Here is a 26,879-nt window from a genome sequence, read left to right as displayed (position 1 = left end):
AGGAGATCCTTTTCGAAAGGACTGGATGATCTTATTTCGCCTGCAAAATTTCAGTCAAAACTGGAACGATTTGTTTTTTACGTGATACAACGCCTTTTAAAAGGGCCGTGTTGTTATCAAGTTTCACATTGTATGCTTCTTCAACAGCAGATGCTTCCGCTCCGATCGCAATCGCAACCGAGTCACTGTTTAAAATGTCCGTAATGACTACGAGGAACAGATCCAATGTTTTTTCATTAATCGCATTTGTTACTGCTTCTTCCAGATCTGCTTTAAGAGCCAGAACGTCAGCTGGATCAATGGCATTAATCTGAGCAATTTCAACCTTTTTGCTGCCCATTGGAAATACTTTCGCATCAATTGAAATAAGCTCTGTGGCTGTTTTTCCGTTTAAATCAGCGCCTGCTTTCAACATATCAAGACCATATTCGTCTGCGTTTACACCAGCAATTGCAGCTAATTCTTTCGCTGCTTTTACATCTTCTTCTGTGCAAGTCGGTGATTTAAATAAAAGAGAATCGGAAATGATCGCAGACAGCATTAAGCCAGCGATATTTTTTTCAATTTCTACACCGTTTTCTTTGTACAATTTGTTCAAAATCGTTGTTGTACAGCCAACCGGCTCAGCGCGATAGTACAACGGATCAGCTGTTTCAAAGTTTGCGATACGGTGATGATCGATGACTTCGAGAACCCGCACGTCGTCAATATCGTCAACACTTTGCTGACGTTCGTTATGGTCGACAAGAATAACCGTTTCGACTTCAGATGCTGCTTTTTCGATTAAACGTGGTGCTACTGTATTGAACTGTTTCAATGCATATTCTGTTTCACCGTTTACATCGCCAAGACGGACTGCTTCTACGTCAAAGCCTAGCTTCGTTTTCAAGTCTGCATAAACAAGCGCAGAACAGATTGTGTCGGTATCCGGATTTTTATGACCGAAAATAAATGTTTTTCCCATGTGTTTTCCCTCACTTTATGTATAATGTTCCGTTTTATTTTAACGCAAAACGGAAAAAGATGCTTACTTAATTTTAGTATAACTGAAAATCGATTAAATTCACATAAGATTAATTGGTTTAAACATTAAGTTATTGTAAAATGGCAGGATACATTCATTAAAGTGCGAATTAGTATTAAGATGGAGGTGTTTTATGCAAAAAAGCCAGAGCTGGAAATTATTTTTAACCCTTCCTGTACTTTCATGGGCGCTTTACGATTTTGCAAATACTATTTTTTCATCTAATATTACGACCATTTTTTTCCCATTTTACGTGCAGGAAGTAGCCGGGGGTGACGAACGGCTCGATCAAATTGCCAGTACATTTTTATCTTATGCGAATGCCGTATCAAGCTTTTTCCTCGTATTATTTTCACCGCTCTTCGGTGTATGGATCGACCGGACGGGACGAAAAAAACGATACGTCATGGTATTTGCGCTGGCAGCCATTATCTTCACTGCTTTAATGGGCTTGATAGCCCCGCTCAGTCTCGGTCAATTTGGCGGACTTCCGGCAGCATTTGCCGCAGTCGTTGCGTTATTTGTCGCCGCAAAGTTCTTTTATCAGTCTAGTTTAATTTTTTACGATGCGATGCTGCCTGATATCGGGACGAAAGACACGATGGCTGTGCTGTCTGGCTTTGGAGTCGCAGTCGGTTATATGGGGACGCTTGTCGGATTAGCTGTCTATCCGCTCGTAAGTAAAGCCAATTATGCAGATGCTTTTATTCCGACCGCTGTTCTCTTTTTCATCTTTACGATGCCGATGCTATTTTTATACAAAGAAACACCGGGTCCTGCCTTAGAAAAACGGCCATTTTTCGCCGGTTACCACGATGTTTGGCATACGTTTAAAGATATGCGCCGCTACCGGCCGATTTTTCTGTTTATGATTGTCTACTTTTTCATTAATGACGCAATTGCCACGGCGATTGCCATGATGGCTTTATATGCAAAAGCGATTGTCGGTTTTACATCCGGCGAATTCATTTTGCTTTATCTTGTATCGACGATTTCAAGCATTATCGGCTCGTTTATTTTCGGCTATATTACCCGGGCTGTTGGCGCGAAAAAGGCCGTCTTTTATGTTGGCATTATTTTATTCTTCGCTCTGCTGCTCGGCACATTTGCGATTAACCGCCCCATGTTCTGGGTAACCGGCAGCCTGTTCGGCGTCGCACTTGGCGCAGTCTGGGTGACATCGCGCATTTTCATTATTGAACTGTCACCTGAGGACAAGCGCGGCCAGTTTTTCGGTTTGTTCGCTTTTTCAGGCAAATTATCGGCGATTGTCGGCCCGCTCATGTACGGGACGATCACGCTCGTACTTGCTGGCTATGGCAATATCGCGAGCCGAGTGGCGCTCGCTTCTCTTATGTTATTCGTTTTAATCGGACTGCTCATTCACCGGAAGATTCCCGAGTAATTCACGCAAGTTTTTCATATCAGAATGAATAAGTTCCAATAAACGACGATTGTAAAAAATCGCTGCCGGATGAAAGGTTGGAAAGATCCTGTATTCTTTTCCCGTCCATTCATATTTATCTCCATTCAAGCGCAAAACAGGCTGAATAAGCAATTTACCATGAAGTTCAGATACTTTTTTCTCTTTGCCGATGAGCCGCTTTAAGCCAATGTTGCCAAGTGCGACGATCACTGGGGCTTTTACATGTTCAATTTCATAATCTAAGAGCGGCGCATGAGCTAGAATTTCGCCGCTTGTCGGCGCCCGGTTATATTTTCGTTTAATTTTCGTACCGTCTGGACCGTTTTTCTCACCCCATTTATAGGGACGGCTCCGGACGGCACTCGTTATGTATACCTCTTCTCTTGTGACACCGGCTATCTCCAGAAACTTCATCAGCTCATTACCCGCGCGTCCGCTGAACGGAATGCCGTTGCCGATTTCTGTTTCACCGGGTGCTTCACCGACAAGCATCACTTTTGCATATTCCGGGCCGCTTCCGTATACAAATCCTTCGACTGGATACAGTGCAATTCTCTTCTTTCCCTGTTCTGCCAGCTCCTCCGGGATTCTCATATCATTCACCTCTTTCTCTATTCTAATAATGCCCTCATTCCCGTTCTCCATCCGCAAGAAACCCCCGTTTAAAAACGGGGGTTGTACGAAACATTATAGCTGTAATTCCTGCGCGTTGTTCACAACATCTTTTGGTACTATGATCGCTTCTACACCGTTGTAATTACTGTAGTTGGCATTCATGACCTGATTCATTTTCATCGATTCGCCGTCCATTTCCATCGTCATATCCATGATCATGTCGACTGCCGTTGTCTCGAACGTTTCTTTATCGATATAAATCGTGTAATCTACTTTTTCGATATTCATACCGGCCAGCATTTGATCCATCATTGCCTGGCCCTCTTCTCCCTCAAGCGTCGGCATAAACTGGCTCATCTGTTCTTCAATGAGCGCATTAAACTTTTCACCTGCTGCTGCTAACTTCAACACATATTCGCTGTCTGTCTGTTCAAATGTAAAATCATCTTTAAAGGCCTCAAGCTGCTTTAACTGCTGTGATGGGTCCGATTGCTGTTTCGACATTTTTGTAATTTGATCATACATTTCTGACGGCATCTTCACCCATTGACCTGTCGTTTCATCATTCATAAAAAAGCCAGCTTCTGTCATGTACATTTCCGTTTTCATCGATTCTGCTTCCTCTGAGCCATCCACTTTCATCGTCGTTGTGCCTGTTTGATGCAGGGCGAGCGGATCCGTTATGATATCCATGTCCATAACAGAGATGGTTTCCATTGATAAGTCCTGAGAAGGCTGTTCCATGTTTTGCGTCATATCGATCTTAGCACTTAAGCTTTTCGTTTCATTCGATACAGCCATTGACTTGTCATATACTTCCGCCAGCGTCATATCACTCGTCGCATCTTTACTCGTTTCCGGCGTTGGTTCTGCTGTTTGACCACAGGCTGAAAGCCCCATCGTTAATACACCTGCCGCCAAGAATTGTGCCCATTTTTTCAAATTAATCCTCTCCCGTTCTTGAATTCCCCGTTTAGGGGTTATACATCTTCAATACGAAAGTGATTTGAAAAAGTTTCGACAAATTTCCATTTTTACCGGAAAAATCATAATAGTGATTCAATTCCATCTACATAAATGACCGAGCCGGTCACATGGCTTGCAGCGTCGCTTGCCAAATAATGAACGAGATCCGCGACCTGTTCCGGCTTTCCAGAACCTCCTGCAAGCGGTTGATTGCCTTCCGGATACTCAATTGGTATACGAATTTCTTTCAGCTTCTCATCTTCCATATTTGTACTTTCATCAATATTCGTTTCAATCGCGCCTGGGCAAATAACGTTTACACGCACTTTAAACTGTGCGAGTTCAACAGCAGCCATTTTGCCGAGACCGACTTGACCCGCTTTCGTTGTTGCATAGGCAGAAAAGCCAAAATTTTTAAATGTCCTTGTTCCATTAATAGACGATGTAATAATGACGCTTCCACCATTTTTTTTCAAATAAGGTATAGAATATTTTAACGTTAAAAAGGTGCCGGTTAAATTCGTCATTATAACGGAATTCCAGTCGTCCGGATCCAAATGTTCAAGCGGTGTAAATGTCCCATTTTGTCCGGCATTTGCAAATACAATATCGATGCCGTCCCACTTCGCAGCCGCTTCATTAATCGCTTTTTCCATCTCATCTGCTTTTGACACATCCGCTTTTACATGCAAAGCACGGTCTTCGCCGATTTTTTTCACAAGATCATCTGAATTTTCCGGGCTCCGATCCAGAAGGATGACATTGGCTCCCGCTTCTGCAAAACGAATGACTGTTGCGCGGCCAATGCCGGAACCCCCGCCTGTGACGAGCGCTGTTTTTCCTTTTAACGAAATATTCATTTATTTTTCTCCTTTCTTAATGACGCATACTGGTTCTCGAATCGTAACTTTCTCTTCTATAAAAACGGGTAACCCATTTTCCTCTATTTTAAACAAGGCAAGTTCATTTGAATCTTGATAAGCTGTAACTAAATACGGTGCGTCCGGCAACACGTAAAAACTGCGTGGTGTTTTCCCCGCTCCTTCTACGTGACGCGGCTGTGAAAGTGCACCTTCTCCTTGAATATCAAAAATAGCAAACCCGTTCCATCCACGAATAGACACGTATAGAAACCTCTTGTCGGGACTAAATTGTAGATCAGCACCTGTATGCACGCCGGTGTATCCAGCCGGAAGCGCAGCGATTGTGTCTAAATGCATAATATTTCCGCCAATTTCCACCTTGTAAATTGAAACAGTTGAATCTAGCTCATTTATGACATATAAAACCGGCAAGTCCGGATGAAAAAGCGCCATTCGTGGTCCCGAACCCGGTGCTGTTTTCACTTCCTTTACGAGCTTAAGTTCATTTTTTTCATATACAGCAAGCGTATCGGTTCCAAGGTCACATACGACTAGATGCAACCCATCTGGAAACGGTGTAACAGAGTGAACATGCGGTGCATCTTGCCGTTCTGCATTCGGCCCGCTTCCTTCATGTTTCACAAATGCCGTTTTCGTCAAGCGATCGCCGTCGCGTTCATATTTTGTCACTGATCCCCCATAATTGGCGGTCCAGGCTGATGTGTCTTCTGCATAAATATGACATGGCGCCATTTCACCCGCATCTGCTGTCGCTCGTCTATCCAATCCTTCTTCATCAATTTTAAAAAGAGCTACCTGACCCTTCATCATTTCGGATGCCGCAAATAAATATCCGTCTGCTTCTGCTAAAAAAGATGGATTTTCAGCACCGGCGTATCGGCCCGTCACGTTTAACTTTTCATTGTCCGTATCCACATTTACCTTATAAATGCCTGGTTCTTCTTTTTTCGCATAGCTGCCAATCCAGATTATATAATTCAAACAGTCATCTCCTCTATTTTAAACATCTCTTTTCTTATTACCCGCCATTCTCTTTTTCATACGTAAAAAGAAAAGTTTACACTTTTTCTGGTATATATTTTTCAGCAAACGCATGAAATTGGCGGGCTGACTGCCAGAACCGCGCAATTTAGAGAAAAAACATGCGACATTAAAAGAAATGCTGTTTGCCTACAAGATACATTCATATAACTGATCACTGTCGTATCACTCGGCTTTTTATTAATAGAGCTCCCTTACTCATTTTATCGGATTCATTTTCATCGTTTTTTAACCGGCACATTCCACTTATTTATTACGCAGAGAACCGTGAACCTGGTGTCTACTCAACGCTAAAAAAAGAAAAAAGCTCAAACGCGACGGACTGCGTTTGAGCTTTTTCTTAATTATTTATTTGTTTGTTTCCATCATTTAAATGAATCAATTCATCGACCGTTAATTCATAAAGCTGACGGTTACCATATTTAAAAATCCCTTTTTTCATTAACCGTTCAATCCATATCATTTGTTCCTTCTCTGTATGCATACGGCTTCCCCTTTTTTCTTATTACCTTTATTCTATTCCCTATATGCGCATGTTATGAAACATATTTCACGACATATTTTTACAAAAAATAAAATAAAGCTTGTTTTCAAATAAATTCCGTCATTTTGTCTTGTGCTTTTACAAATCATTTTCATAGGTGACATTATCTGAATACTATGATAAGCTAAAAAAAACTGAATATTAATCCACTGGAGGTGCCTTTTAAAAAGGCTGAGATCAAAGTGATTACTTTGGGATTCCTGGAACCTGATCTAGTTCGTACTGGCGTAGGAAAGTGGCGAGACCTTTATTTATATTGTGTTATTTATACAGCGCTGCTTTCCATACTGGGAAGCAGCGCTTTTTGTATGTTTAAAAATGGAGATGATGCATTTGATTCATGCAGTAACGGACGGTACCGGCCTTTCTGAAAAAGCCATAGTGACTGCTGCCTCTCTTTATCCAAATGTTGAAGCGATTTGTATACGCGAAAAGCAGTTATCTGAAACAGACATTGATTCAAAAATAAAGCACATGATAAAACGCGGCATCTCGCCCGAGAAATTAATCGTTCATTCCTGCCCTGATATCGCTGTTCGTTATAGATTACAAGGGGTCCACTTTACAGAATTCGATGAACGCTTGAAAATATTCAAGCGTTCCCACCCAGACATCCAGGCCGGCAAATCTGTTCATTCTGTGGATACAGCGAGACAAGCAGAGATAGATGGCGCTGACTACATTTACTTCGGCCATATTTTCACGACCCCTTCAAAAGAAGGTCTCCCTGGTCGCGGACTAGATGCGCTGCGCGGTGTAACAAAGGCCGTTTCTATTCCTGTCATCGCAATCGGCGGCATTCATTCCGGTAACGTGAAAACAGTAATTGAAGCGGGCGCGGCTGGTGCGGCGATGATTTCTGCTTTTTTTAAAAAAGAGGAGTGAAAACGATGAGACGATACGATGTCATTATTGCTGGCGGCGGTGTGATTGGCTGTTCAATTGCCTACCGGCTAGCGAAATCTGGTTTGTCTGTGGCGGTGTTTGACGCCGGTACAGCAGGCAAAGCGTCGATTGCAGCAGGCGGAATGCTCGGTGCGCAAAATGAATTTGAGTATGAAAACCCGCTTATGAATATAGCACTTGAAAGCCGGGCGATGTTCCCGGATCTTCGCGATGAGTTGTTCGAAGAGTCCGGTGTAGATATTGAATTGCGCAAAGCCGGACTGTTAAAAGTAGCGGCTACAGCCGATGATAAGCCAGCTCTTCTCAAGCAGTATGCCTTTTTATCCGGCAAAGATGCATCTGTTAAGTGGCTCGAACCAGATGATGTGCCGTCTGTAGAGTCATGTATGTCAATTGAAACAGCCGGTGCCATTTATTTAGAAAAAGACAATCAGGTGAAAGCACCGTTGCTTGCCCGCGCGTTTTTGCAGGCGGCGGTGAATGCTGGTGTGCACGTGTACGAACGAGAGGCTGTCATTCGCGTCGTAGTGGAAGCGAATACAGTATGCGGTGTACAAACAACCCGCGGAGTGTTTCATTCAGACCGGGTCATTAATGCGGCCGGCGCGTGGAGCGGTACATTATTTGCGGAAGCGGATTTCATGCCTCCGATCATTCCGGTAAAAGGCGAATGCATATCAGTGAAACTGAGCGAAGCGGCGCCTGTAAAAACCGTTTTTGCCGTTGATGGCTGTTATATCGTGCCAAAGCGCAATAAGGAAATGTTGATTGGTGCGACATCTTATCCCGGCTCGTTTGACTCATCTGTTACAGCAGGCGGCATCCGCTCTTTATTAAACCGGGCGGCGCGGCTTTTGCCAGTGCTTGACGAAGGGATCATTGACCGTACGTGGACCGGGGTGAGACCGCAATCATCTGATGGATTGCCAATTATCGGCGCCCATCCTTCGATTAAAGGCCTTTCCATATGCACAGGTCATTATCGGAATGGTATTTTATTAAGTCCTGTAACCGGGGTGTTAATGGAACGGTATTTGAATGGCTGTGAAAAAACAGCCGCTGTTCTTGCTCCTTTCTCTCCGTTCCGGTTTCAAACAAAAAAGGAGGAATTACTTGTATGAACATGACCGTAAACGGACGTGACGTGCAACTTCCAGATCACGTCACAACAGTTCGCGATTTGCTTGATCACTTTAAGTTGAATAAAGAAATGGCTATTGTTGAACTTAATCAATCGATTTTAGACAAAACAACACGCGATGATGCGGCGCTCAGTGATGGCGACCGGATTGAAATCGTTCAATTTGTAGGAGGCGGATAATATGTTAAACATTGGACCTTATTCATTTAAATCTAGATTGTTGCTCGGAACCGGGAAGTTCCCGAATTTCGATATTCAAAAAGAAGCGGTAGAAAAATCAGAATCAGAAATTTTAACGTTTGCGGTACGCCGGATGAATATTTTCGAACCAAATCAACCGAACTTTTTAGAAAAGATTGATGTAAAGAACTATACGTTGCTGCCAAATACAGCTGGCGCGAAAACAGCGGAAGAAGCGGTCCGCATCGCAAAACTTGCAAAAGCATCCGGACTTTGTGACATGATTAAAGTCGAAGTGATCGGCTGTGATAAAACGCTATTGCCAGACCCGATTGAAACACTAAAAGCATCTGAAATGCTGCTTGAAGAAGGGTTTATCGTTTTGCCCTACACGTCAGATGATGTGCTGCTCGCAAAACGGCTTGAGGATCTTGGCTGCCACGCGATTATGCCAGGTGCATCGCCAATCGGCACAGGTCTTGGCATTATCAATCCGCTCAACATCCGTTACATTATTGAACAGTCTTCTGTACCGGTTATTGTCGACGCTGGAATTGGCGTGCCTTCTGATGCGGCAAAAGCGATGGAACTCGGTGCCGATGGTGTCCTTCTTAACACAGCTGTGTCGGGTGCAAATGACCCAGTGAGAATGGCTGAAGCGATGAAATACGGCGTTCTCGCAGGACGTGCCGGATTTGAAGCTGGACGTATCCCGAAAAAGATGCATGCTGCTGCTTCAAGCCCACTGGAAGGAATGAGTGTACTTTGACCGAACGGTATTCGCGCCAAGTACTATTCCCCGGGATCGGAAAAAATGGGCAGGAAGCACTTCGCAATAAGCACGTCTTAATTATTGGAGCTGGTGCACTCGGTGCAGCGAATGCCGAAATGATCGTCCGTGCCGGCGTTGGCCGCATCACAATCATTGACCGGGATTATGTTGATTTTTCCAACTTACAGCGTCAAAACTTATACACCGAGCAAGATGCGATTGATCGGATACCAAAAGCGGACGCTGCAAGAAAAAGGCTTCTGTCGATTAACTCGGACATCATCATTGATTCATTGACTCTTGACGCAGATGCTGATTTTTTTGAGCGATTTTTATCTCGTGAAGTTGTTGACCTCATCATTGACGGCACCGACAACTTCGACATCCGCTTTATCATTAACGATGCTGCTCAAAAATATGAAATCCCGTGGGTATACGGCGCTTGTGTCGCATCAGGCGGTCTGTCACTACTTGTCATCCCCGGAAAAACGCCATGCCTTCATTGTTTAATGGATACAATTCCTCAAGCAGGTGCTACGTGTGATACAGCTGGGATTATTTCTCCTGCTGTTCAAATGACGGCTTCTGCACAGACCGCAGAAGCATTAAAATGGCTAACAGGCAATGCCGATGCTTTACGCGGTACGGTTTTTTCATTTGATTTATGGACGAATCAGTTTTCATCCGTTGATGTAGCCCGACTAAAAAAACCAGACTGCCCATCATGCGGGGCAAATCCGGTTTATCCATTTCTTTCATATGAACAATCAACAAAGTTTGCTGTATTATGCGGACGGGATACCGTCCAAATCCGGCCAGCTGGCATTGATCGGCGCGACCTTCATCTTTTATCTGAAAATGTGAAAAAAAATGCCGATGTAACGCATCAAAATGCTTTTTTACTCTCCTTTAAAAAGGAACCTTATACGGTTACCGCGTTTAAAGATGGCCGTGTCTTTATACAAGGTGTATCCTCTGTAGAAGAAAGTAAAAAGGTATATTACCGCTACTTCCACTGACCACTCCCACGGCTTCAGCCGTGGGGTTCTTTTTCGCAAACATCCCACTTACACAATCCCAAAGGAAGAGGCAGTGGCGAGACTTGGGCGAACAACTCTTGAGAGAAAAACAGTCTTTCAAGAGGGCAAGGTCTGTGCCAACTACGCCATTCGACTGGCGATACGTTTTTCTTTTTTCGGTTCATCATTCGGATGTTTCGTTTTTTGTCTTTGTTCTTCTGACAAAAAACGTTTATACCATACAGGCTGCTTGTAGATAACCGATAAAAGCGGTTTGACGGCCATGTGGTGTTTTTTACGGGCGATATTTTGTGCCCCATTGACATCACGATGGATTTCTGTTTTGTGAACAGAACAACCAAATCTTCGTCCTTTAGCGTGGTGTCTTCCCCCGCAAAACGGACAGTCTTGTGACGTATAGCTTTCTTCTGTTTCTTCCACGGCAATGCCTTTTAATTGCGCTTTATACGTGAGTTTTTGCTTGATTCTTCCTTGATTCCACAAAGAAAGTTGTTGTCTTCTGATCTTATTCTTCTTTTGTTTCTTTTTCTTCGTGTTTTTCTCTATGCCGGATACATGCCCAATCACAAAGTTCGTGACGTTTTCTTCTTCTAAAAACGCGACAATTTCTTTGGTTGTCTTATGTTCCAATTGTTCGAGCTGATGTTTACTTTTTTGACGGATGCGAATTCTCGCCTGCCGATATTTTTTCCATTGGTTCGATCCTTTTTGACAACGAGACATTTTCTTGCTCAAATCAGCTAATGCTTTTGCACGAAATTGAGAAAGACTCCGCATCGCCCGTCCTGACACTAATAAAGCTTTGTTCTCCGTTGCCACCGTGACGGCATGAATTTCTCCTAATTCTCCGCCCGCTGCTTTAAAATCATAAGAGGAAATGTCTTTCTCGGGAACAGATACCGCATAACAAAACCAATATGCCCCGTTTCTCCATACGATTTCCGCATAGTTGCAATTTTCCATATCTTCCTCTGAAAGATTAGGAAGAACAACGGTTTTATTTTTCTTTGGAACCTTTTCATTCCACTTTTTCTTTTTCTTTTTGGTTAACAAGTCTGAAAGGGCGTATCCATATTCGGCTTTTTTAATCGTGATCGTATCTTTTGAAACAGTCATGGACGCTTTTTTTAAAGGAATACAATAATAATATTTTCTACGCCACGGATAGTTAGCCTTTTTATCCACTTTTCGCAGCTGTCGGATCGTTTCACGGTTCGCCACGTATTTATCCGCAATCGCTTGAACCGTTTGAGAATGAAGATCATAGGTTTGTTTTCGAATCGCTTGAATGTCTGTTTTACTCAGCCACTTTTTACAAGTGAAATAATAAGAAGTCGCTTCCCGAACAATATCATTCCAGACGGAGGCGGCTTCCCGCTGCATAATTCTTAATTCGTCGTATACCTTTTTATCATAAGGAATTCGAAATGAATGCGTGACAAACATATTTGTGCCCTCCTTCCTCGCTTTATCCTTCTATTGTAACAGAATATACGTTCTTAAAACAAGTGATATGTGTTGAAATAACAAAAATCCGAACGATTGACGTGCCAAAAGACACACCTCGTTCGACCTCACTCTCTTCCCCTGTCTAAAGACGATGGGCTTTCCCGTTCAGAAAATCCGCAACCCCATCGTCAAACCAGCAGAGTTACCTGCTGTAGACGTTCGGATTCCCTGTATTCTAAATGTCATTCCGTCACGCCTTTTCCTTTTAGAAACTACAAGCGAAATAAGTGAATAGCTGATGCGGCATTCATTTCAACGCCTTCTCCTATCTATTCTTTCGACTAAAAAAAGCCCTGAATCACAGGGCCCTTTCACTTATCTTACTAAATTTTTTTGGAATCCATATAGGAAATCCGTTGCGCTGAAATCATTTGCTTCGCGTGACTTGAAGATCGTATCACGGAGCAATAGAGACAACTGATCTTCTGCATGGATAATTTCGCCCCACGTTCTTGCAGTTGTTTGCACTTTTGCTGTACGTGGAATACGTTGTTCTTGATAGTTTTGAAAAATCGTTTCGTAATCGTTTTCATTTTTCAACAGTTCATCTGCCATACATGCCGCATCTTCAAGCGCCTGACATCCACCTTGCGCTAAGTATTGGAGCATCGGGTGAGCCGCGTCGCCAAGAAGTGTGATCTTCCCTTTCGTCCAGTTATCAATTGGTAAGCGGTCGTACATCGGCCAGCGTATTTGACGCTGAATGAATGACAGAGCATTGACAACGAGCGGATGGCATCCTTCAAAGCGTTTATCCATTTCTTCAGGTGTACCCCAGTCTTCTGATCCTTCTTTATATTCAAACGATTTAAATACAACAACCTGATTGTATAGTTCACCACGGCGAACTGGATATTGAACGAGATGAAGATTCGGTCCGATCCACATAATTACGTCATCAAGGTTGTTATCTGCTGAGATTTCATTAATTGGAATTGTACCGCGGTATGCAACATATTCAGAGCAAATAGGCTCATCGTCGCTAAATAGTTTTCGCATATTCGATTTAAGGCCGTCTGCCCCGATCAATGCTTCTGCCGCAAATGTTTCACCTCGTTGGTTCGTTACTAAGACACCGCTTTCATTTTCATCTGCAGATTGGATAGCTTGATCATTGAATAACGTAATTTTATTCGATTTTTGGCACGCTTCAAGCAACACTCTATGCAAATCGGATCTGTGCATAACAATATATGGCTGACCGTAACGTTCTTGAAATTCCTCACCAAGATCCAATACTGTTAATTCTTCTCCTGTATACACATCTTTTAATACAAGACGTTTCGGGAATACAGCCAATTTATTAATTTCATCAACCAGTCCAAAACGATCCAGAACCGCCATTGCATTTGGGCCAAGTTGGATGCCTGCGCCTACTTCTCCAAATTGGGGGGCTTGTTCAAGAACAGCTACAGTTTTCCCTGCTTCGACCACACCAAGTGCTGCTGCCAGTCCACCAATACCACCGCCAACTACGATTACTTCGCTTACATGCTCCATATAAATTCCTCCTTCTTTATTCCACTAATAGAGAACTTAGTACATCATTAATATAAATTCTAAGCTATTTCTTTGTTTATGTCAATATTTTTCGTGAAATTCGGCCATTCCCCTTACAATATTCTGCTTTTTTCAGTAAAAGATGACGAACATGAAAAGAAAATATAAAACAAAAAAGCAGGTGTGATGAAAAATCATACCTGCTTTTCTCATTCTTTATTTAATTCTCACGTCAAATAATTGCTTACTCCACTAATTTAGCCTCTGCTATTTTGATTTTCTCTTGATCAGATCTATTGGTCTGATTAAGATAGTAAGCTTGCTTTGCAGGAACGAAAGATAAAGCGATAGCCGCAATCAGACCTGGTATAGCAAACGCAATAAAATTGAATTGAATCGGTAATGTAACGGATAATAGGAATCCTCCTAATATCGGACCAAGCATTCCACCCATTCGACCAATTCCAGAAAACATTCCTAGAGCTGTAGAACGTATAGTTGGTGAATAGTATTGTGATATATAAGCTTGAACAATATTTTGAGCCCCAATTGTAGCAGCTCCTGCAACCGCTACCAATAAATAAATGACAAATGTATTTCCGCCAAATCCAAGCAATGTTAGGGCAACTGCACCTGAAGCATACATTGGTACAAGCATTTTTTTAGAACCATATTTATCACATAGACGCGCAATAATGAGCGTCCCTATAATCGCTCCACCTTGAAGCGCAATCAAGAAACCTAAGCTTGAATTCAACGCATAACCCGCTTCAATCATTAATTTAGGCAACCATGTATTCAAACCGTATACCATTAACAAACAAGTAAAGGAAGCAATCCAAAACATAACCGTACCTAATGCTCGTTTTTCTTGGAACAATCCTACAACTGGAACTTTAGATTCCATTACTGGAAGTTCCATGAGCTCATCATCTTTACTATACGTAAATTTAGGGTCGACTTTTTTCAGTATGCGAAACAGCTCTTCCTTTTTACCCGTTTTAGCTAAGTAAACTGAAGATTCTGGAAGACTTTTATACATCAACGGTAAAAACACTAATGGAAGTGCAGCAAACCAAAAGATAGATTCCCATCCAAGTGTCGGCATAATCAAAATTCCTAGTGTTGGTGCAAGCATCCCACCAACAGAATATCCACAAAGAACAATAGAAACGGTCATACTTTTCATGTTTCTCGGAGAATAATCCGTTAATAGCGCAATAACATTTGGCATAATACCGCCAAGTCCTAAACCGGCTATAAAGCGATAAATAGAGAAAGTAGTCGGATCATCTGCAAACCCGCATAATACGGTAAATAAACTGAACAATATGAGCGATATAGCTGTTACTTTTTTTCTACCAATTCGATCAGCCAAAATCCCTAAAAAAATCGCACCGAACATCATACCGAATAATCCGTAGCTACCCATCGCTCCTACTTCGACCGTCGATAAGTTCCACTCTTGAATCAACTTCGGAACAACCGTTCCAAAAACAACTAAATCATATCCATCAAATAAAATGATCAGAAAACACCATGCTAACAGCCCAAAATGAAAGCGGTTAAATTTACTATTATTAATAATTTCAGTTGTGTTGACTTTTGCCATACAAATGATCCCTCCAATTCGAATTCAAAGATATTTAAAGCGCTTACTTTTCACGCTTCAAGAAATAATTTTCATTATTTTTATAATCACCAATTATAAAAATAATGAACAGCGGTTCTTAATAGGAGTATAAATGATATTGGACTATGTTTCAATAAAAATTTTAATATACTTTTGTTATTCTGAAACTACGCGTATTAATTAGATATAAAAAGCTAGCAAAAGTATACCTTTTTTCAACATACCCATTATCTCTACTTGTTTTTCTTGGTCCTTCACCTTACGATATAGATTAAACAGACAACCATTGAAAGAGAGGTGAGTTCTGCGCTAAAAAAGGCACGAATAGTCTAGTATAGATGAATCACTATATTTATCTATGTTTTTAGTGGCAGGGACTATATGACAAACAATAAAAGTCCTCAAGGGATTCAATCACTGCAACTTGGCATTAATATTATCGATGTCTTTCTAGAGCAGGGAAGACCATTAAAGTCTTCTGATGTTCAAGAATTAACTGGGATGACGAAAAGCAATTTGTACAAATACTTATACACACTTACTCAATCCGGTATCTTATACCGCGATCCCGTACAAAATGCGTATTCACTTGGCAGTCGGCTGATTGAATATGGAAATGCAGCACTCGGCAACATGGACATCATTGGCCGTATTATTCCTCACTTAAAGGACATCAGCCAGCAAACGTCTCTAACAACACTACTGGCAATTTGGTCACATGATGGTCCAGTTATCGCCCACATCTGGAACGCTAATTATGGCATTAACATTGGCGCTCAAATCGGTGCGAAATTGCCTCTACTATCATCTTCCGGAAAAATATTTGCTGCTTTTATGAACGAAACGGAAGCACGGGAATGGGAATTGCGAGAGCTTAGCAAATTGACGGAAGTAAAACGAAAAACGTTCATCGCCGAGCGCGAAGAGATAGAAAAAAACAAGTTCACATACGCAGTAGAACCGCTCATTGAGCACATTTCATCATTTAGCGTACCTCTTCTTGACTTTGAAAAAAATTTACTCGGTGCATTAACCATCGTCGGGTTTACACCGCTTATTCCGACCAATGCCGACGATGAAATCAGTCAGTATGTAATCCGGCAGGCCAATAAAGTGTCAGCATCATTCGGTCACCGTCCGTAAAACCATTCTTCACTGAATGGTTTTTTATTTTATCGTGCGAATCCGCTCCGCTTTTTTGCTTCCAAAACAACGCAAAAAAGCGCCTGCCGCTAAACTTCAGCAGCAGGCAAATTCCTATTCGTGTATTAAGATATTATCTGATCAATTATTATCTGTTACAAAAGCTGATGATGACTACATCAACGAGCAATACTTTTCATTTTTAAGGTAAGAAAGGTTTGAACTCAGATGTCACTTCTTGTTGACCATTGTTTTTATCATACGCTTCTTGTTTTTCAATATCGAATTTTTCCATGATTGGAAGGTCATTAACAGTGAAGAAATACGTATCTTCCGCTGCCACATGTTCAACCCAAGCCCAGTTTGGAACAGCAAGGAAATCTCCTTCTTCCCAATCGAATCGAACACCATTAATAATGCTGTATCCAGAGCCTTTATAAACTTGATGGATCGATGCACTTGTATGACGCTGTGCTTTCGTACGGAAGCCTTTAGGAAACTTCTGAATCCAAGCAGCAATCGTTGGGTTCGCTGTTTGACCAGTAGAAGGGTTAATGAATTCTACAGCATATCCTTCGAATGGATCCGGGTCAAATTGACTTAATGATTCAATCGCCTTATGCGTGTGTTCCCATTTGTATGAGCCTAATGGTGCAGTAGACGGTTTACGATCCGTAACAGGACGTAACATACCTGCAGCGTAACGTTGTGAACCGTAGTTATCCGGTACTTTCGGTTGTTCAATTCGTTCTGGATAGTTTTCAAAGAATGTGCCACCCAACGCATAAATGGTTGGTATATCAAGAACATCTGTCCAAATCATCGGTTTTGTTCCTTCATGACCATGACCATGCCAAAGGTCTTTCGGTGTAATTAAGAAATCTCCTTCTTCCATGAAGATTCTTTCACCTTGAACAATACTATACGCGCCTTCTCCCTTCGTAATGAAGCGGAGTGCATTTTGGGAATGGCGGTGAGAAGGAGCCACTTCACCAGGTTGAAGCAATTGAACCGCTGCATAAAGAGTTTGCGTTGTAGAAGCCCACCCCCAAGGCTGACGATAATCTAAACCAGGGTTTTGTAAATAAATCGCTCTTCTTTCCCCGCCACGGTCTGGAGTGAAAATTTGAGCCGCTTCCATTAACTTCTTCTCGAGTAAACTGGCTTTCCAAAGATACGCTTTTGCATGTGGTTCTGGTGATTTATGCATCAATGCTGGAATTGCTTCCCATAGTGGACCAAGATTATATTGGCGAATATCTTTCGTGAAGTCTTGTACGATTTGACTTTTCATAAATTCAGTTGTTTCTGCCATCTTTATAACCCCCCTATAATAGTTACTTGCTTACTTTAGATAAGTTACGTTGAATTTGACCCTCGTGTTTATTGACATGCTGGTCAATTAAATGATCAATAATAAATGAAAGTGGTTTCGTACCAAAGTTAGGATTTTTGCTTGGTGCCTCAGCTGCCAGCTGCTCAGCAGTTAAGTTTTCGATTCCGTCTTTTACCTGTTGTTTAACTTTTTCTAATTTTTGCAACATCTCATCCACGCTCACCGCGTCCACTGTGGCAGGCCTTACAGCTTCTAAACGAGGCTCATGCAGATGATTTCTCCCCCACTCTTTTCCAGGTGATTGAACAAGTTGATCAATTTCCTCTACCCAATAAGGCAATGCTTCAACAATGTGGGCCATAATTTGCATAATGGACCATTCATCTTCAGTTGGATTCCATCGAATCGTCTCTTCTGATAATCCTTTAACCGTTTCGATAATACGATCAATTGACTCGCTAACGGAAGTAATCGCGTTTTGTGTCATACTTATTACTCTCCTTTTACAGCGCGTACTTTATTTTCTAAAACACCGACTTTTTCAATTTCAATGCGAACTACATCGCCATCTTTTAACCATACTTGCGGATCCATTGCTTGAATGACCCCCCCAGGAGTTCCTGTAATTACAATATCACCAGGCTCTAGTGTAGCAATGGTAGATAGGAATGATACTAATTTTTTAACCGTGAATACTTGGTTCGCCGTATTAGTGCGTTGACGTTCTTCACCATTTACTGTTAGAACCATTTCCAAGCTTTGCGGATCTGTCAATTCATCCGAAGTCACCATCCAAGGCCCCATTGGCAAACTGCCATCGACCGTTTTACCTTGTAACCATTGGAGTGTACGACGTTGGAAGTCACGATAAGTAACATCGTTAGCTACTGCATAACCTGCAACATAATCAAGTGCATCTTCTTCTGAAATATTTTTACCTTTCTTCCCAATCACAAACGCAAATTCTGCTTCATAATCCAATTGTTCTGAAATCGGGTAGAAAGGAATATCATCTTGTGGCCCAATCAGCGTATTAGCAAATTTAGCAAATACAACTGGATGAGAAGGAAGTTCACGTCCCATTTCAAGAATATGCTCACGGTAGTTGTGCCCTACAGCGAAGATTTTCCCTGGGTTTGGAACAGGAGCCCCAATTTTCACCTGTGATTTTTCGAATACAAGCGGTACATCACTTTCATTGTTTCCAAGCGCATAAGCCACTGCTTCTTTTGCATAACTAAGGCTTTCAGCACCCCCCTGCAAAAATCCGGTCATGTCGGCAGGTACGTATGCTTCTGCAATTTGAGCTGCACGAATTTTCCCTTCAGAAGCGAGTTTTGCTTTGTAGGCAGCGTTTAGATCTACCACTTTTTCTCCTTCAAGAGCCGCAATACGTGTTACGCCATTATGTGTAAATGTTACTAATTTCATTTTTTAGAACTCCTCCTCATTCCACTTTTAGTTAACACTGTTCATTATTTATATAAAATTTATCGTATCCGCTTACATTTGTCAACATTCAAATCACAATATTGTTCAATTGGACAGCTTTCTGAAGTTATGCCATGATTATGTGAAAAAAATTATCGAAAGGAGTATCACTATGGAAACGAATAAACCGCTGCCGGTTATCGGATCATTGCAGACTGGTATTCATATTATTGAAACGCTTATTGAACAAGGCCAACCGCTTAAATTTACTGAAATTCAAGAACTGACTGGCATCACAAAAAGCAATTTATATAAATATTTAAATACGTTAACGATGCTCGGCCTGCTGTACCGTGATAAGAAACAAGGATCTTTTTTTCTTGGCAGCAAATTGATTGAATACGGCAATGCAGCCATTGGAAGTGAAGATGTCATCAGTCGCGTCACCCCGTACTTGAAAGACATTAGCCGCCATACGAAACTGACTGTTCTATTGTCTGTCTGGACGCATGACGGACCTGTCATCGCCAACATATGGAGTGCCAGTTACGGATTAAATATCGGCGCACAAATTGGTGCAAAGCTCCCATTGCTGTCATCTTCAGGTAAATTGATCGCTGCGTTTCAACATTCATCGGATGTGTTTGAATGGAAAACGAACGAACTACAGAAACTAACAGATGATGAGAAAGAACAGTTTGAACAGGAACTCGAGATCATTCGGCGTACATATTTTTCATACGCCGTCGAACCGCTTGTCGATCACGTTTCATCGTTCAGCGTGCCTATTTTAAATTATAAAAAAGAATTAGTGGGCGCTGTTACCATTGTTGGCTTTACGCAATTGATACCTGAAACGCTCGATACTACTATTAGTCAATTCGTTTTAAAGAGTACATTCGAACTGTCAGAATCATTCGGCTGGCATTAAGTCCTTCCTGCTCTTGAGTCTACTGGTAGACACGATCTAGAGAACGACAGACCGTTAAAAGGTAATAACCTCACTATTTTCCTGCGAAAACGGAGCACACAATTCCATATCACTTAGATTTGGTACGCTAGGTTTCCACCATTTTTCCAGTCATCTTCTTTGACCATAAAATCTTATTCCTGTAATGTGAAATAGAAGGTAAATTGGGAGGGGTCAAGATGCAGTACACGACACTCAAGAAAACGAATCTCAACATTTCAAGAATTGGTCTCGGTACGAATGCAGTAGGCGGTCATAACTTATTTGAACATTTGAATGAAGATGAAGATTTAAAGAAAATTGAAGAGATTTTAGGATAATTTGTAGGCAGCCGGGGTTCATGGTTGCTTTTTATTGTCATCAACATAATACTGACTAAATCTACATTTTTTAATGCAAAGTCCCTGGCTCGATATATTTTATTAAAAGTCAGCGTGCGAGTTGTGCTACACTGGAAAAAAGAACGTGAAAGGACGGACAGACAGTTAATGAAACGATTTATTTTTGTCATTCCAGTTATAGTCCTCGTTTTTTCGATTGCAACGTGGATGTTAAATAAAGACTTTTCAATGATTGACGCGCAGACACGCACATTGATTGCAATTGGAGCTTCTGTGTTTTCTGGCATTATTACCTTCTTTCTTATGCGCAGTGACATTGAACATATCACTGAAGCACATCTGGAAAGACAGAATGCAAAACGAAAAAAGTAAAGAAACGCCTGTCCTTTATGAGGATAGGCGTTTTTGCTCGGATTTCTTGAATATTCTTTTTTCATACACCTGCGTGATTAAATAGCCGTGAAAAGCAGCGAGTAGTTGTTGGAACAACATACAGACGATAACTGGAACCGCGACTTTTGGTGGAAAAAAATTAACGGCAATGACCGCGCCGGCGCTAAAATTGCGCATGCCGCTTGTATAAATGATCGCAACTGTATTTTCTTTGCTTTGTTTAAATGCATAAGCAATCCCCCACGAAAATAAATAGACAGATAATACAATGAGAAAGATCGTTACCAAAATTCCTAATAATTCCAAATTGATGTTTTTCATATAGGGGGCAATAACTGAACTATTGATCGCAACGACAACCGGCAATGATAGTTTTGAAAATGGCGATAATTTCTGGCTGATACGGCTTGCCCGTTCCGCCTTTAGCCATTGATTTACACCCATCCCTGCCAGTGACGGAATGACAATCATCCAGAAAAGTCCATTCATCACATCCATAAAGCTCATTTCAACATTGCTTCCGACTAAAACGGATAAGCTGAACGGCACGATAATAGGCGACAACATCGTATCAATCAAAATAATCGCCAGCGACAGCGATACACTTCCCTTATACATCGTTACCCAGATCATACTCGTAATCCCGGTCGGAATGACAAGCGCTAGTGTGATCCCTGTTACGGTCAATGGATCATGTGGAAAAACGATCTGCCCAACGACAAGCGCCCACACCGGCGCAACAATATGCAACGTAACGAGTGCTATCACAATTGGAAACGGATGGGTCATCGTATGATGAAGCATGTTAAAACTCGAATTCACACTGCCTGCAAACGTCATAAAAGCAAATAGCCATGGGACAATAAACACCCACGAATGCAAGTATTCGGCAGCGATGATCCCTGTTACGACACTAATCGGTGTCAAAATAGGCATCCATTTCCCGAGCAATGCATTCAATAATTGCAGCATAAACAAGAACTCCATTCAATTTTTTAAAAATATTGTATCATTTTGTCGACAAAAAAAGCGAACCGGTATAACACCGGTTCACCATTATTCACTTATTGGTTCCCTTTTTTTACCCATTCTGCTACTGTCACAGTCCGTTTTGCTTGATGTTTAACAGCAGCCTGTACGTCTTCTACCATTTTGCCATTTTGGTCAACACTTACACTTGTACCATACGGATTGCCGCCGGCCGCAAATGTTACCGGATCTGTGTAACCAGGTGATGCAACGAGCGCTCCCCAATGGTGCATTGTCGTATAAAGTGCCAAAATCGTTGCTTCCTGACCGCCATGCGCATTTTGTGCGGATGTCATCGCACTAACCACTTTGTTTGCAAGCTTTCCGTGGAACCAAAGGCCGCCCGTTGTATCTAAAAATTGTTTTACTTGTCCAGGCATATTTCCGAATCGCGTTGGTATGCTGAAAATAATGGCATCCGCCCATTCAAGATCATTCAACGTTACTTCTGGAACACTTTTCGTTTCTTCTACATGCGCTTTCCAGGCTGGATTTGAATCAATCGCTGACTGTGGAGCCGTTTCAGGTACTTTTAATACTTTCACTTCAGCACTTGCAGCTTTCGCGCCTTCTTCTGCCCATTTCGCCATTTGATAATTCGTTCCTGTTGAGCTGTAATAGATCACCGCTAATTTCACATTTTCCATTGTTTGTTCCTCCCTATGATTAGATGATTTCCCAAATAATTTACTTAAAAATCCCATTTCCTTCACCGCCGATTTATTTTTGAAAATCTGCTTTACGTATTATGTCCGTTCCCTTGAAAAATCTATCTTAGTGTTGATTTTTCCCTATCAGCTGACCAAGTGAGTATTTTTTGCTGCCATTGATCGCAAGGTACAGTGCGATAGCTAGTAATGCTAAATCTAATTCATATCCGGCCATTTGCCCATTGCCTAGGAAACCGACGGCCAATTTCACTTTCAAGGTAGCGCCAATCATAAGCAACGCCAACAAAGCTGACACAATTTTCGTTCCAAATCCAACGATTAATGCAATACCACCAACTAATTCAATGATCGCTACAATGTAAGCGATTCCTCCTGGAATGCCAATACTGTCAAACCATCCTACAGTATTCCCAATTCCCCCTTGAAACTTCACTAAACCGTGCACAAAAAAGATAATTCCTAATACCACCCGTAAAATAAGGGTTCCTGCTTCTGCTTTTACTGACACTAATCATCTCTCCAATTCATTTTTATTTATTATTTTTTAAAAATGCTGACATGTATTAACCGTTTAGTTCTCTTACTTCAATAGGGATCAAAGTGTTCTCAAGCTTCTCTCCGTGAATTTCATATTGCGCCGGCAGTTTTAATTTTTCACCCATTGTTTCCTGTGACTCATCATGAGCAAATCCTGGTGGATCCGTCGCAATTTCAAATAAAATTTCTCCGTGCTCTCTGAAATAAATGGCATTAAAGTAATTTCTATCTTGCACAGGCGTCACTCCGTATCCATGCTGCTCAACGTGCTTTTTCCACTTTAATTGATCTTCATCATCATCAGCACGCCAGGCGATATGATGAACGGTACCCGTACCCATTTGACCACGGCCGCTTCGTGTTGTCTTAATGTCAATCACGTTGCCAATGTCTCCAGAAGAGCGAAAGCGCACCAAATCTCCTTCTTGTCCAATAAATTCCAGACCCATCACCTTCTCCAGCAATGCGGCCGTTTGTTCAGGCTGTGCAGACAATAATGTAGCACCGCCAAATCCTTTAATCGCCACATCCGGTGTCACACCACCAAATGTCCACTCATTTTCTTCTCCTGCTGCCCGTTCAACGATTTCTAAACGAAGGCCATGGGGATCATCAAATTGTAAGTACTGTTCACCGAAACGTTCTGTTTTTATAAATGAAACATTAAATTTTGCCAATCGCTTTTCCCAAAATCCAATGGCTCCTTCTGGTACAACATAAGATGTGACGCCTACCTGTCCATAACCGATCGTTCCACGGCGAGCGCCGACCCAAGGGAAAAATGTAATAATGGTTCCCGGCTTGCCGCCATGATTGCCGAAATAAAGGTGATAGGTTCCTGGATCATCAAAATTGACCGTTTTTTTCACTAAACGAAGCCCTAAAACACCGGCGTAAAAATCAACATTTTCCTGAGGATGACCGACAATCGCTGTAATGTGATGAATACCTACTGTTTTTTTAGTCATCTTTCTCCCTCCTATCGTTGTACATTTGCTCTTCGTACGCTTCTTTTTTATATCTCATATCCATATATTTTTAATTAAAGATATTATCCAAAAAATTACTTTTTACTTGCATGAAGCCCTATTTTTTTCAATAAACAAGTGACGGTTTCCAGCTCTTCTTCTGACAACTCTTCAAAAATTGAATCAACTGTTTTTTCATGCCTAGGAAATACTTCATCTATAAACCTTTTTCCTGAATGAGTGAGAACAGCATAGGTGACGCGGCGATCTTTCGGGCAGTCTTTACGAACGATCAGTCCCTTTTTTTCAAGTTTGTCGACGACATAGGTAATACTGCCGCTTGAAAGCAATATCTTTTTGCCAATATGCTGAATGGGCTGATCGCCTTTATGATACAAAAGTTCAAGCACCGCAAACTCTGTTGTATTTAACCCATACGCTTTAATGTCTTTTCGCAATACATCCTGAACCATCTGTGAGGCTCGCATTAACACAACTAACGCCTTCAATCCAGAATTCATTTCTGATCACTTCCAGTCCATTATCTCAATTTAATTTATCTCTAATTCGAGATAATAGTATCACGCTTGGTTTCATGTGTCAACAGAAAAAACAGCAAGCCATCATTGACTCGCTGTTCCACTATTAAACATTTACTTGCTTCATGAGACGGGCACTTTGTCCGTTTAATCCTATTAACTGAACCGGAACTCTGTTTTCCCGGTATTTCATGATCACTTTTTCAATCGCAGCGACCCCCGAATCGTCCCATATATTTGCTTCTGTTAAATCAAGCACAATCTTATCTACTTCTTCTTTATAATTAAATTCATTTAAGAAATCGGTCACTGATGCGAAGAAAATTTGTCCTGTTACGCGATAGATCTTTTCATTTGAATCGCCCGCTTCTTTCGTAACGTTTACTTTCGATATTTTTGCGGTAAAGAACAACGCACTTAAAATAATACCGGCAAATACACCTTTTGACAGGTCATGGGTCCAGACAACGACAGCTACTGTGACGACCATGACGATTGTATCCGTGATCGGAATTTTGCGTACTGTTGTCAGTGATGCCCAGTCAAATGTGCTGATCGACACCATGATCATCACGCCGACGAGCGCCGCCATCGGGATTTGAATGACGATATCGCTTAATACAATAATTAACAAAAGAAGAACGATGCCTGCTGTAAATGTCGAAAGTCTACCTCGGCCGCCAGATTTGACATTAATAACCGATTGTCCGATCATCGCACATCCTGCCATGCCGCCAAGTAAACCGGTCGCAATGTTCGCAATTCCTTGACCTCGCGCTTCTCTATTTTTATCACTTTCCGTGTCGGTCATATCGTCGACAATGGACGCTGTTAATAATGACTCAAGCAAGCCGACGATCGACATTGCCAGCGCCGTTGGGAAAATAATGGACAGCGTTTCAAAATTGAGCGGGACATCTGGGAAGAAAAACGACGGAAGCGTGCCGCTAATATTGCCAAGATCTCCGACTGTCCGTAAATCGAAGCCGGCAGCAACCGCAATAATTGTCATCACAACAATCGCCACAAGCGGTGATGGAACGGCTTTTGTTATACGCGGCAGCAAATAAATAATCGCCAATGTCGCCGCTACAAACACATACGTCATAGCAGATACGCCGATAAAATGCGGCACTTGTGCCATAAAAATTAAAATAGCCAGCGCATTGACAAATCCAATCATAACCGATCGCGGGACGAACTTCATAAACCGGGCCACTTTCAAAAAACCGAACGTTATTTGCAAAAGACCGGTTAAAATCGTCGTCGCAAATAAATATTGCAGCCCGTAATCTTTTACGAGTGTGACCATTAAGAGCGCCATCGCACCGGTCGCAGCAGAGATCATCGCCGGACGACCACCCATAAAAGCAATCACGACAGCCATTGAAAACGATGCATACAAGCCGACCATCGGATCGACACCGGCAATGATCGAAAATGCGATCGCTTCTGGGATGAGCGCAAGGGCGACAACAAGACCCGATAGCAAATCCCCTTTTACATTGCCAAACCATTCTTTTTTCATTTTTTGAACAGATAACTCCATACTTCACCTCTTATATATATGTCACTTTCGACTCTCACGAAAGGTTACTTCATGTGTGAACGATTTTCATCGTATCATATGTCATTCTTTTTGAACATGGATGAAAAACAATAAAAGGCTCAACCATCAAAACAATGATGGTTGAGCCTTTTATTGTGGATGCAAGCATCTTCTACTTTTTTATTTATGTTTAGTTTTCGTACTCAACCAACCAGCAATCATTTTTCTTTCCTTCATGCAATGTATGTTCAGGAAGAAGCTTCACTTTTTTAAATCCGCACTTTTCATAACAACAAATGGCCCGCTCATTCCACGACTGCGGATTCATTACAATTTTCTTTGCTTGCTCTTCTTTCGCTAAATATTCAACGATCGCTTTGACAAGCACTTTACCGATTCCTTTATTCCAATGATCGACTTCTCCAATTAATTGATCGGTTCCATAAATAACAGATTCGTCATCTGCATAGCCATATAATTCTCGTTTCTGCTCACAGAGTGGATAGTATTGTGCATAGCCAATTTCATCGCCTTCAAATTCGATGATACAACGGGTGATGTCTTGTTCATCGTTATAAAAATGCGCTTTCACTTTTTCTAAATCAAACGAGTTGTCACGCCCTTCATAAAACTCCAACACGATTGGGTCAGATAACCATTTCACTAGCAGCTCCTGATCCTTTTCTTCCAACGCACGAACTTTTAGCTTTCCTTTTTGAAACAGCATGTCAAATTCCTCCTGTTCCATTTTGTCTTATCATCAAAATACATAATATTCAGACAAAAGTAAA

General features: G+C 41.7%; 28 protein-coding genes, 1 pseudogene and 1 riboswitch. Of the genes and pseudogenes, 10 read left to right on the top strand and 19 right to left on the bottom strand.

From position 1 onward, the window contains the following. Positions 1-31: 31 nt before the first annotated feature. Positions 32-964 carry a manganese-dependent inorganic pyrophosphatase gene (locus AWH49_RS12600; protein WP_034288522.1) on the bottom strand — a complete coding sequence of 311 codons (933 nt, stop codon included), beginning with the start codon at positions 962-964 and terminating at the stop codon, positions 32-34. A 193-nt stretch (positions 965-1,157) separates the two neighbouring features. Here AWH49_RS12600 and AWH49_RS12595 point away from each other — a divergent pair, with 193 nt between their 5' ends. Continuing rightward, entirely contained in the window at positions 1,158-2,429 is a 1,272-nt protein-coding gene (locus AWH49_RS12595) for an MFS transporter (RefSeq protein WP_063966007.1), read from the top strand. Here the strand turns inward: AWH49_RS12595 and AWH49_RS12590 are convergent. The 5 genes from AWH49_RS12590 to AWH49_RS19290 all read right to left on the bottom strand — a co-directional run bounded on the left by AWH49_RS12590 (position 2,391) and on the right by AWH49_RS19290 (position 6,440). After that, entirely contained in the window at positions 2,391-3,044 is a 654-nt protein-coding gene (locus AWH49_RS12590) for a uracil-DNA glycosylase (RefSeq protein ID WP_094777174.1), read from the bottom strand. The genes AWH49_RS12595 and AWH49_RS12590 overlap by 39 nt on opposite strands. Positions 3,045-3,137: 93 nt before the next feature. Continuing rightward, positions 3,138-4,007, bottom strand: a complete 870-nt coding sequence (locus AWH49_RS12585) for a DUF6612 family protein (protein ID WP_063966006.1) — start codon at positions 4,005-4,007, stop codon at positions 3,138-3,140. 104 nt (positions 4,008-4,111) lie between these two features. After that, a complete protein-coding gene (locus AWH49_RS12580; RefSeq protein WP_018395414.1) occupies positions 4,112-4,891 on the bottom strand; it encodes an SDR family oxidoreductase in 780 nt (259 codons plus the stop codon). Next, the gene (locus AWH49_RS12575) at positions 4,892-5,896 is read right to left on the bottom strand and encodes a lactonase family protein (protein ID WP_063966005.1); all 1,005 of its coding nucleotides are present in this window, start codon (positions 5,894-5,896) and stop codon (positions 4,892-4,894) included. Positions 5,897-6,296: 400 nt separating this feature from the next. Continuing rightward, entirely contained in the window at positions 6,297-6,440 is a 144-nt protein-coding gene (locus AWH49_RS19290) for a Fur-regulated basic protein FbpA (protein ID WP_082862825.1), read from the bottom strand. 201 nt (positions 6,441-6,641) lie between these two features. Next, positions 6,642-6,751, top strand: a riboswitch (TPP riboswitch). Between the two features lie 82 nt (positions 6,752-6,833). On the opposite strand from AWH49_RS19290, the gene AWH49_RS12570 reads away from it, so the two are divergent. Genes AWH49_RS12570 through AWH49_RS12550 form a run of 5 tightly spaced genes read left to right on the top strand, consistent with a single transcriptional unit; the run spans position 6,834 to position 10,518 of the window. After that, on the top strand, positions 6,834-7,385 hold the full coding sequence (locus tag AWH49_RS12570; protein WP_157723724.1) for a thiamine phosphate synthase: 552 nt from the start codon (positions 6,834-6,836) through the stop codon (positions 7,383-7,385). Between the two features lie 5 nt (positions 7,386-7,390). Further along, positions 7,391-8,527 (top strand): glycine oxidase ThiO, encoded by a 1,137-nt coding sequence (thiO, locus tag AWH49_RS12565; protein WP_063966004.1) that lies wholly within the window; start codon positions 7,391-7,393, stop codon positions 8,525-8,527. Next, entirely contained in the window at positions 8,524-8,727 is a 204-nt protein-coding gene (thiS, locus tag AWH49_RS12560) for a sulfur carrier protein ThiS (RefSeq protein WP_018395409.1), read from the top strand. Before thiO ends, thiS begins: the two co-directional genes overlap by 4 nt. 1 nt (position 8,728) lies before the next feature. Beyond that, positions 8,729-9,496, top strand: coding sequence for a thiazole synthase (locus tag AWH49_RS12555; protein WP_063966003.1), 768 nt, complete (start codon positions 8,729-8,731; stop codon positions 9,494-9,496). After that, the gene (locus AWH49_RS12550) at positions 9,493-10,518 is read left to right on the top strand and encodes a ThiF family adenylyltransferase (protein ID WP_063966002.1); all 1,026 of its coding nucleotides are present in this window, start codon (positions 9,493-9,495) and stop codon (positions 10,516-10,518) included. The genes AWH49_RS12555 and AWH49_RS12550 overlap by 4 nt, the downstream gene beginning before the upstream one ends. 141 nt (positions 10,519-10,659) lie before the next feature. Here the strand turns inward: AWH49_RS12550 and AWH49_RS12545 are convergent, their stop codons facing one another. From AWH49_RS12545 to AWH49_RS12535, 3 genes are all read right to left on the bottom strand, one after another. Then, complete coding sequence (locus tag AWH49_RS12545; RefSeq protein ID WP_063966001.1) at positions 10,660-11,985, bottom strand: RNA-guided endonuclease InsQ/TnpB family protein; 1,326 nt, start codon at positions 11,983-11,985, stop codon at positions 10,660-10,662. Positions 11,986-12,363: 378 nt separating this feature from the next. Next, entirely contained in the window at positions 12,364-13,548 is a 1,185-nt protein-coding gene (locus tag AWH49_RS12540; protein ID WP_063966000.1) for an FAD-dependent monooxygenase, read from the bottom strand. A 244-nt stretch (positions 13,549-13,792) separates the two neighbouring features. Further along, positions 13,793-15,160: an MFS transporter gene (locus tag AWH49_RS12535; RefSeq protein ID WP_063965999.1), complete on the bottom strand. Its 1,368-nt coding sequence runs from the start codon at positions 15,158-15,160 to the stop codon at positions 13,793-13,795. 402 nt (positions 15,161-15,562) lie between these two features. Between AWH49_RS12535 and AWH49_RS12530 the strand changes: the two genes are divergently transcribed. Beyond that, positions 15,563-16,324, top strand: coding sequence for an IclR family transcriptional regulator (locus tag AWH49_RS12530; RefSeq protein WP_018395404.1), 762 nt, complete (start codon positions 15,563-15,565; stop codon positions 16,322-16,324). Between the two features lie 202 nt (positions 16,325-16,526). Here the strand turns inward: AWH49_RS12530 and AWH49_RS12525 are convergent, their stop codons facing one another. From AWH49_RS12525 to AWH49_RS12515, 3 genes are read right to left on the bottom strand one after another with little or no spacing between them, the layout of a single operon-like run. Then, positions 16,527-17,639, bottom strand: a complete 1,113-nt coding sequence (locus AWH49_RS12525) for a cupin domain-containing protein (RefSeq protein ID WP_063965998.1) — start codon at positions 17,637-17,639, stop codon at positions 16,527-16,529. 22 nt (positions 17,640-17,661) lie between these two features. Next, on the bottom strand, positions 17,662-18,147 hold the full coding sequence (locus AWH49_RS12520) for a DinB family protein (protein WP_063965997.1): 486 nt from the start codon (positions 18,145-18,147) through the stop codon (positions 17,662-17,664). Positions 18,148-18,152: 5 nt separating this feature from the next. Next, positions 18,153-19,091, bottom strand: coding sequence for a fumarylacetoacetate hydrolase family protein (locus AWH49_RS12515; RefSeq protein WP_063965996.1), 939 nt, complete (start codon positions 19,089-19,091; stop codon positions 18,153-18,155). A gap of 172 nt (positions 19,092-19,263) precedes the next feature. On the opposite strand from AWH49_RS12515, the gene AWH49_RS12510 reads away from it, so the two are divergent. From AWH49_RS12510 to AWH49_RS20070, 3 genes and pseudogenes are all read left to right on the top strand, one after another. Then, the gene (locus tag AWH49_RS12510; RefSeq protein WP_063965995.1) at positions 19,264-20,022 is read left to right on the top strand and encodes an IclR family transcriptional regulator; all 759 of its coding nucleotides are present in this window, start codon (positions 19,264-19,266) and stop codon (positions 20,020-20,022) included. A gap of 218 nt (positions 20,023-20,240) precedes the next feature. Then, positions 20,241-20,375 (top strand): annotated as a pseudogene (locus AWH49_RS19755) (aldo/keto reductase); the annotation flags it as partial. 174 nt (positions 20,376-20,549) lie between these two features. After that, positions 20,550-20,774 carry a hypothetical protein gene (locus tag AWH49_RS20070; protein WP_063966027.1) on the top strand — a complete coding sequence of 75 codons (225 nt, stop codon included), beginning with the start codon at positions 20,550-20,552 and terminating at the stop codon, positions 20,772-20,774. A 15-nt stretch (positions 20,775-20,789) separates the two neighbouring features. Here AWH49_RS20070 and AWH49_RS12500 read toward each other — a convergent pair whose 3' ends face one another. The 7 genes from AWH49_RS12500 to AWH49_RS12470 form a co-directional block, all read right to left on the bottom strand. Next, positions 20,790-21,767: a bile acid:sodium symporter family protein gene (locus tag AWH49_RS12500; RefSeq protein WP_063965994.1), complete on the bottom strand. Its 978-nt coding sequence runs from the start codon at positions 21,765-21,767 to the stop codon at positions 20,790-20,792. A gap of 92 nt (positions 21,768-21,859) precedes the next feature. Next, positions 21,860-22,528: an NAD(P)H:quinone oxidoreductase gene (gene wrbA, locus AWH49_RS12495; protein ID WP_081898077.1), complete on the bottom strand. Its 669-nt coding sequence runs from the start codon at positions 22,526-22,528 to the stop codon at positions 21,860-21,862. A gap of 70 nt (positions 22,529-22,598) precedes the next feature. Continuing rightward, positions 22,599-23,003, bottom strand: coding sequence for a DoxX family protein (locus tag AWH49_RS12490; protein WP_063965993.1), 405 nt, complete (start codon positions 23,001-23,003; stop codon positions 22,599-22,601). A gap of 55 nt (positions 23,004-23,058) precedes the next feature. Continuing rightward, positions 23,059-24,000 (bottom strand): ring-cleaving dioxygenase, encoded by a 942-nt coding sequence (locus AWH49_RS12485; RefSeq protein ID WP_063965992.1) that lies wholly within the window; start codon positions 23,998-24,000, stop codon positions 23,059-23,061. Positions 24,001-24,095: 95 nt separating this feature from the next. Then, positions 24,096-24,521, bottom strand: a complete 426-nt coding sequence (locus AWH49_RS12480) for a MarR family winged helix-turn-helix transcriptional regulator (protein ID WP_063965991.1) — start codon at positions 24,519-24,521, stop codon at positions 24,096-24,098. Positions 24,522-24,645: 124 nt separating this feature from the next. Then, positions 24,646-26,088: a SulP family inorganic anion transporter gene (locus tag AWH49_RS12475; RefSeq protein WP_063965990.1), complete on the bottom strand. Its 1,443-nt coding sequence runs from the start codon at positions 26,086-26,088 to the stop codon at positions 24,646-24,648. Between the two features lie 190 nt (positions 26,089-26,278). Further along, positions 26,279-26,815 (bottom strand): GNAT family N-acetyltransferase, encoded by a 537-nt coding sequence (locus tag AWH49_RS12470; protein ID WP_018395391.1) that lies wholly within the window; start codon positions 26,813-26,815, stop codon positions 26,279-26,281. Positions 26,816-26,879 lie beyond the last annotated feature (64 nt).

It is taken from the genome of Domibacillus aminovorans (assembly GCF_001643235.1).
GTDB classification, from domain to species: Bacteria; Bacillota; Bacilli; order Bacillales; family Domibacillaceae; genus Domibacillus; species Domibacillus aminovorans.
This window is presented reverse-complemented; position numbering and strand designations above follow the sequence as displayed.

Excerpts from the sequence above, each read along its gene's own strand:
- AWH49_RS12530 (WP_018395404.1), top strand. The coding sequence starts at position 15,563 with ATGACAAACAATAAAAGTCCTCAAGGGATTCAATCACTGCAACTTGGC.
- AWH49_RS12480 (WP_063965991.1), bottom strand. The coding sequence starts at position 24,521 with ATGAATTCTGGATTGAAGGCGTTAGTTGTGTTAATGCGAGCCTCACAG.
- AWH49_RS12470 (WP_018395391.1), bottom strand. The coding sequence starts at position 26,815 with ATGCTGTTTCAAAAAGGAAAGCTAAAAGTTCGTGCGTTGGAAGAAAAG.
- AWH49_RS12555 (WP_063966003.1), top strand. The coding sequence starts at position 8,729 with ATGTTAAACATTGGACCTTATTCATTTAAATCTAGATTGTTGCTCGGA.
- wrbA (WP_081898077.1), bottom strand. The coding sequence starts at position 22,528 with ATGGGATTTTTAAGTAAATTATTTGGGAAATCATCTAATCATAGGGAG.
- AWH49_RS12600 (WP_034288522.1), bottom strand. The coding sequence starts at position 964 with ATGGGAAAAACATTTATTTTCGGTCATAAAAATCCGGATACCGACACA.
- thiO (WP_063966004.1), top strand. The coding sequence starts at position 7,391 with ATGAGACGATACGATGTCATTATTGCTGGCGGCGGTGTGATTGGCTGT.
- AWH49_RS12500 (WP_063965994.1), bottom strand. The coding sequence starts at position 21,767 with ATGCTGCAATTATTGAATGCATTGCTCGGGAAATGGATGCCTATTTTG.
- AWH49_RS12520 (WP_063965997.1), bottom strand. The coding sequence starts at position 18,147 with ATGACACAAAACGCGATTACTTCCGTTAGCGAGTCAATTGATCGTATT.
- AWH49_RS12475 (WP_063965990.1), bottom strand. The coding sequence starts at position 26,088 with ATGGAGTTATCTGTTCAAAAAATGAAAAAAGAATGGTTTGGCAATGTA.
- AWH49_RS12485 (WP_063965992.1), bottom strand. The coding sequence starts at position 24,000 with ATGACTAAAAAAACAGTAGGTATTCATCACATTACAGCGATTGTCGGT.
- AWH49_RS12595 (WP_063966007.1), top strand. The coding sequence starts at position 1,158 with ATGCAAAAAAGCCAGAGCTGGAAATTATTTTTAACCCTTCCTGTACTT.
- thiS (WP_018395409.1), top strand. The coding sequence starts at position 8,524 with ATGAACATGACCGTAAACGGACGTGACGTGCAACTTCCAGATCACGTC.
- AWH49_RS20070 (WP_063966027.1), top strand. The coding sequence starts at position 20,550 with ATGAAACGATTTATTTTTGTCATTCCAGTTATAGTCCTCGTTTTTTCG.
- AWH49_RS12590 (WP_094777174.1), bottom strand. The coding sequence starts at position 3,044 with ATGAGAATCCCGGAGGAGCTGGCAGAACAGGGAAAGAAGAGAATTGCA.
- AWH49_RS12510 (WP_063965995.1), top strand. The coding sequence starts at position 19,264 with ATGGAAACGAATAAACCGCTGCCGGTTATCGGATCATTGCAGACTGGT.
- AWH49_RS12580 (WP_018395414.1), bottom strand. The coding sequence starts at position 4,891 with ATGAATATTTCGTTAAAAGGAAAAACAGCGCTCGTCACAGGCGGGGGT.
- AWH49_RS12515 (WP_063965996.1), bottom strand. The coding sequence starts at position 19,091 with ATGAAATTAGTAACATTTACACATAATGGCGTAACACGTATTGCGGCT.
- AWH49_RS19290 (WP_082862825.1), bottom strand. The coding sequence starts at position 6,440 with ATGCATACAGAGAAGGAACAAATGATATGGATTGAACGGTTAATGAAA.
- AWH49_RS12545 (WP_063966001.1), bottom strand. The coding sequence starts at position 11,985 with ATGTTTGTCACGCATTCATTTCGAATTCCTTATGATAAAAAGGTATAC.
- AWH49_RS12535 (WP_063965999.1), bottom strand. The coding sequence starts at position 15,160 with ATGGCAAAAGTCAACACAACTGAAATTATTAATAATAGTAAATTTAAC.
- AWH49_RS12540 (WP_063966000.1), bottom strand. The coding sequence starts at position 13,548 with ATGGAGCATGTAAGCGAAGTAATCGTAGTTGGCGGTGGTATTGGTGGA.
- AWH49_RS12525 (WP_063965998.1), bottom strand. The coding sequence starts at position 17,639 with ATGGCAGAAACAACTGAATTTATGAAAAGTCAAATCGTACAAGACTTC.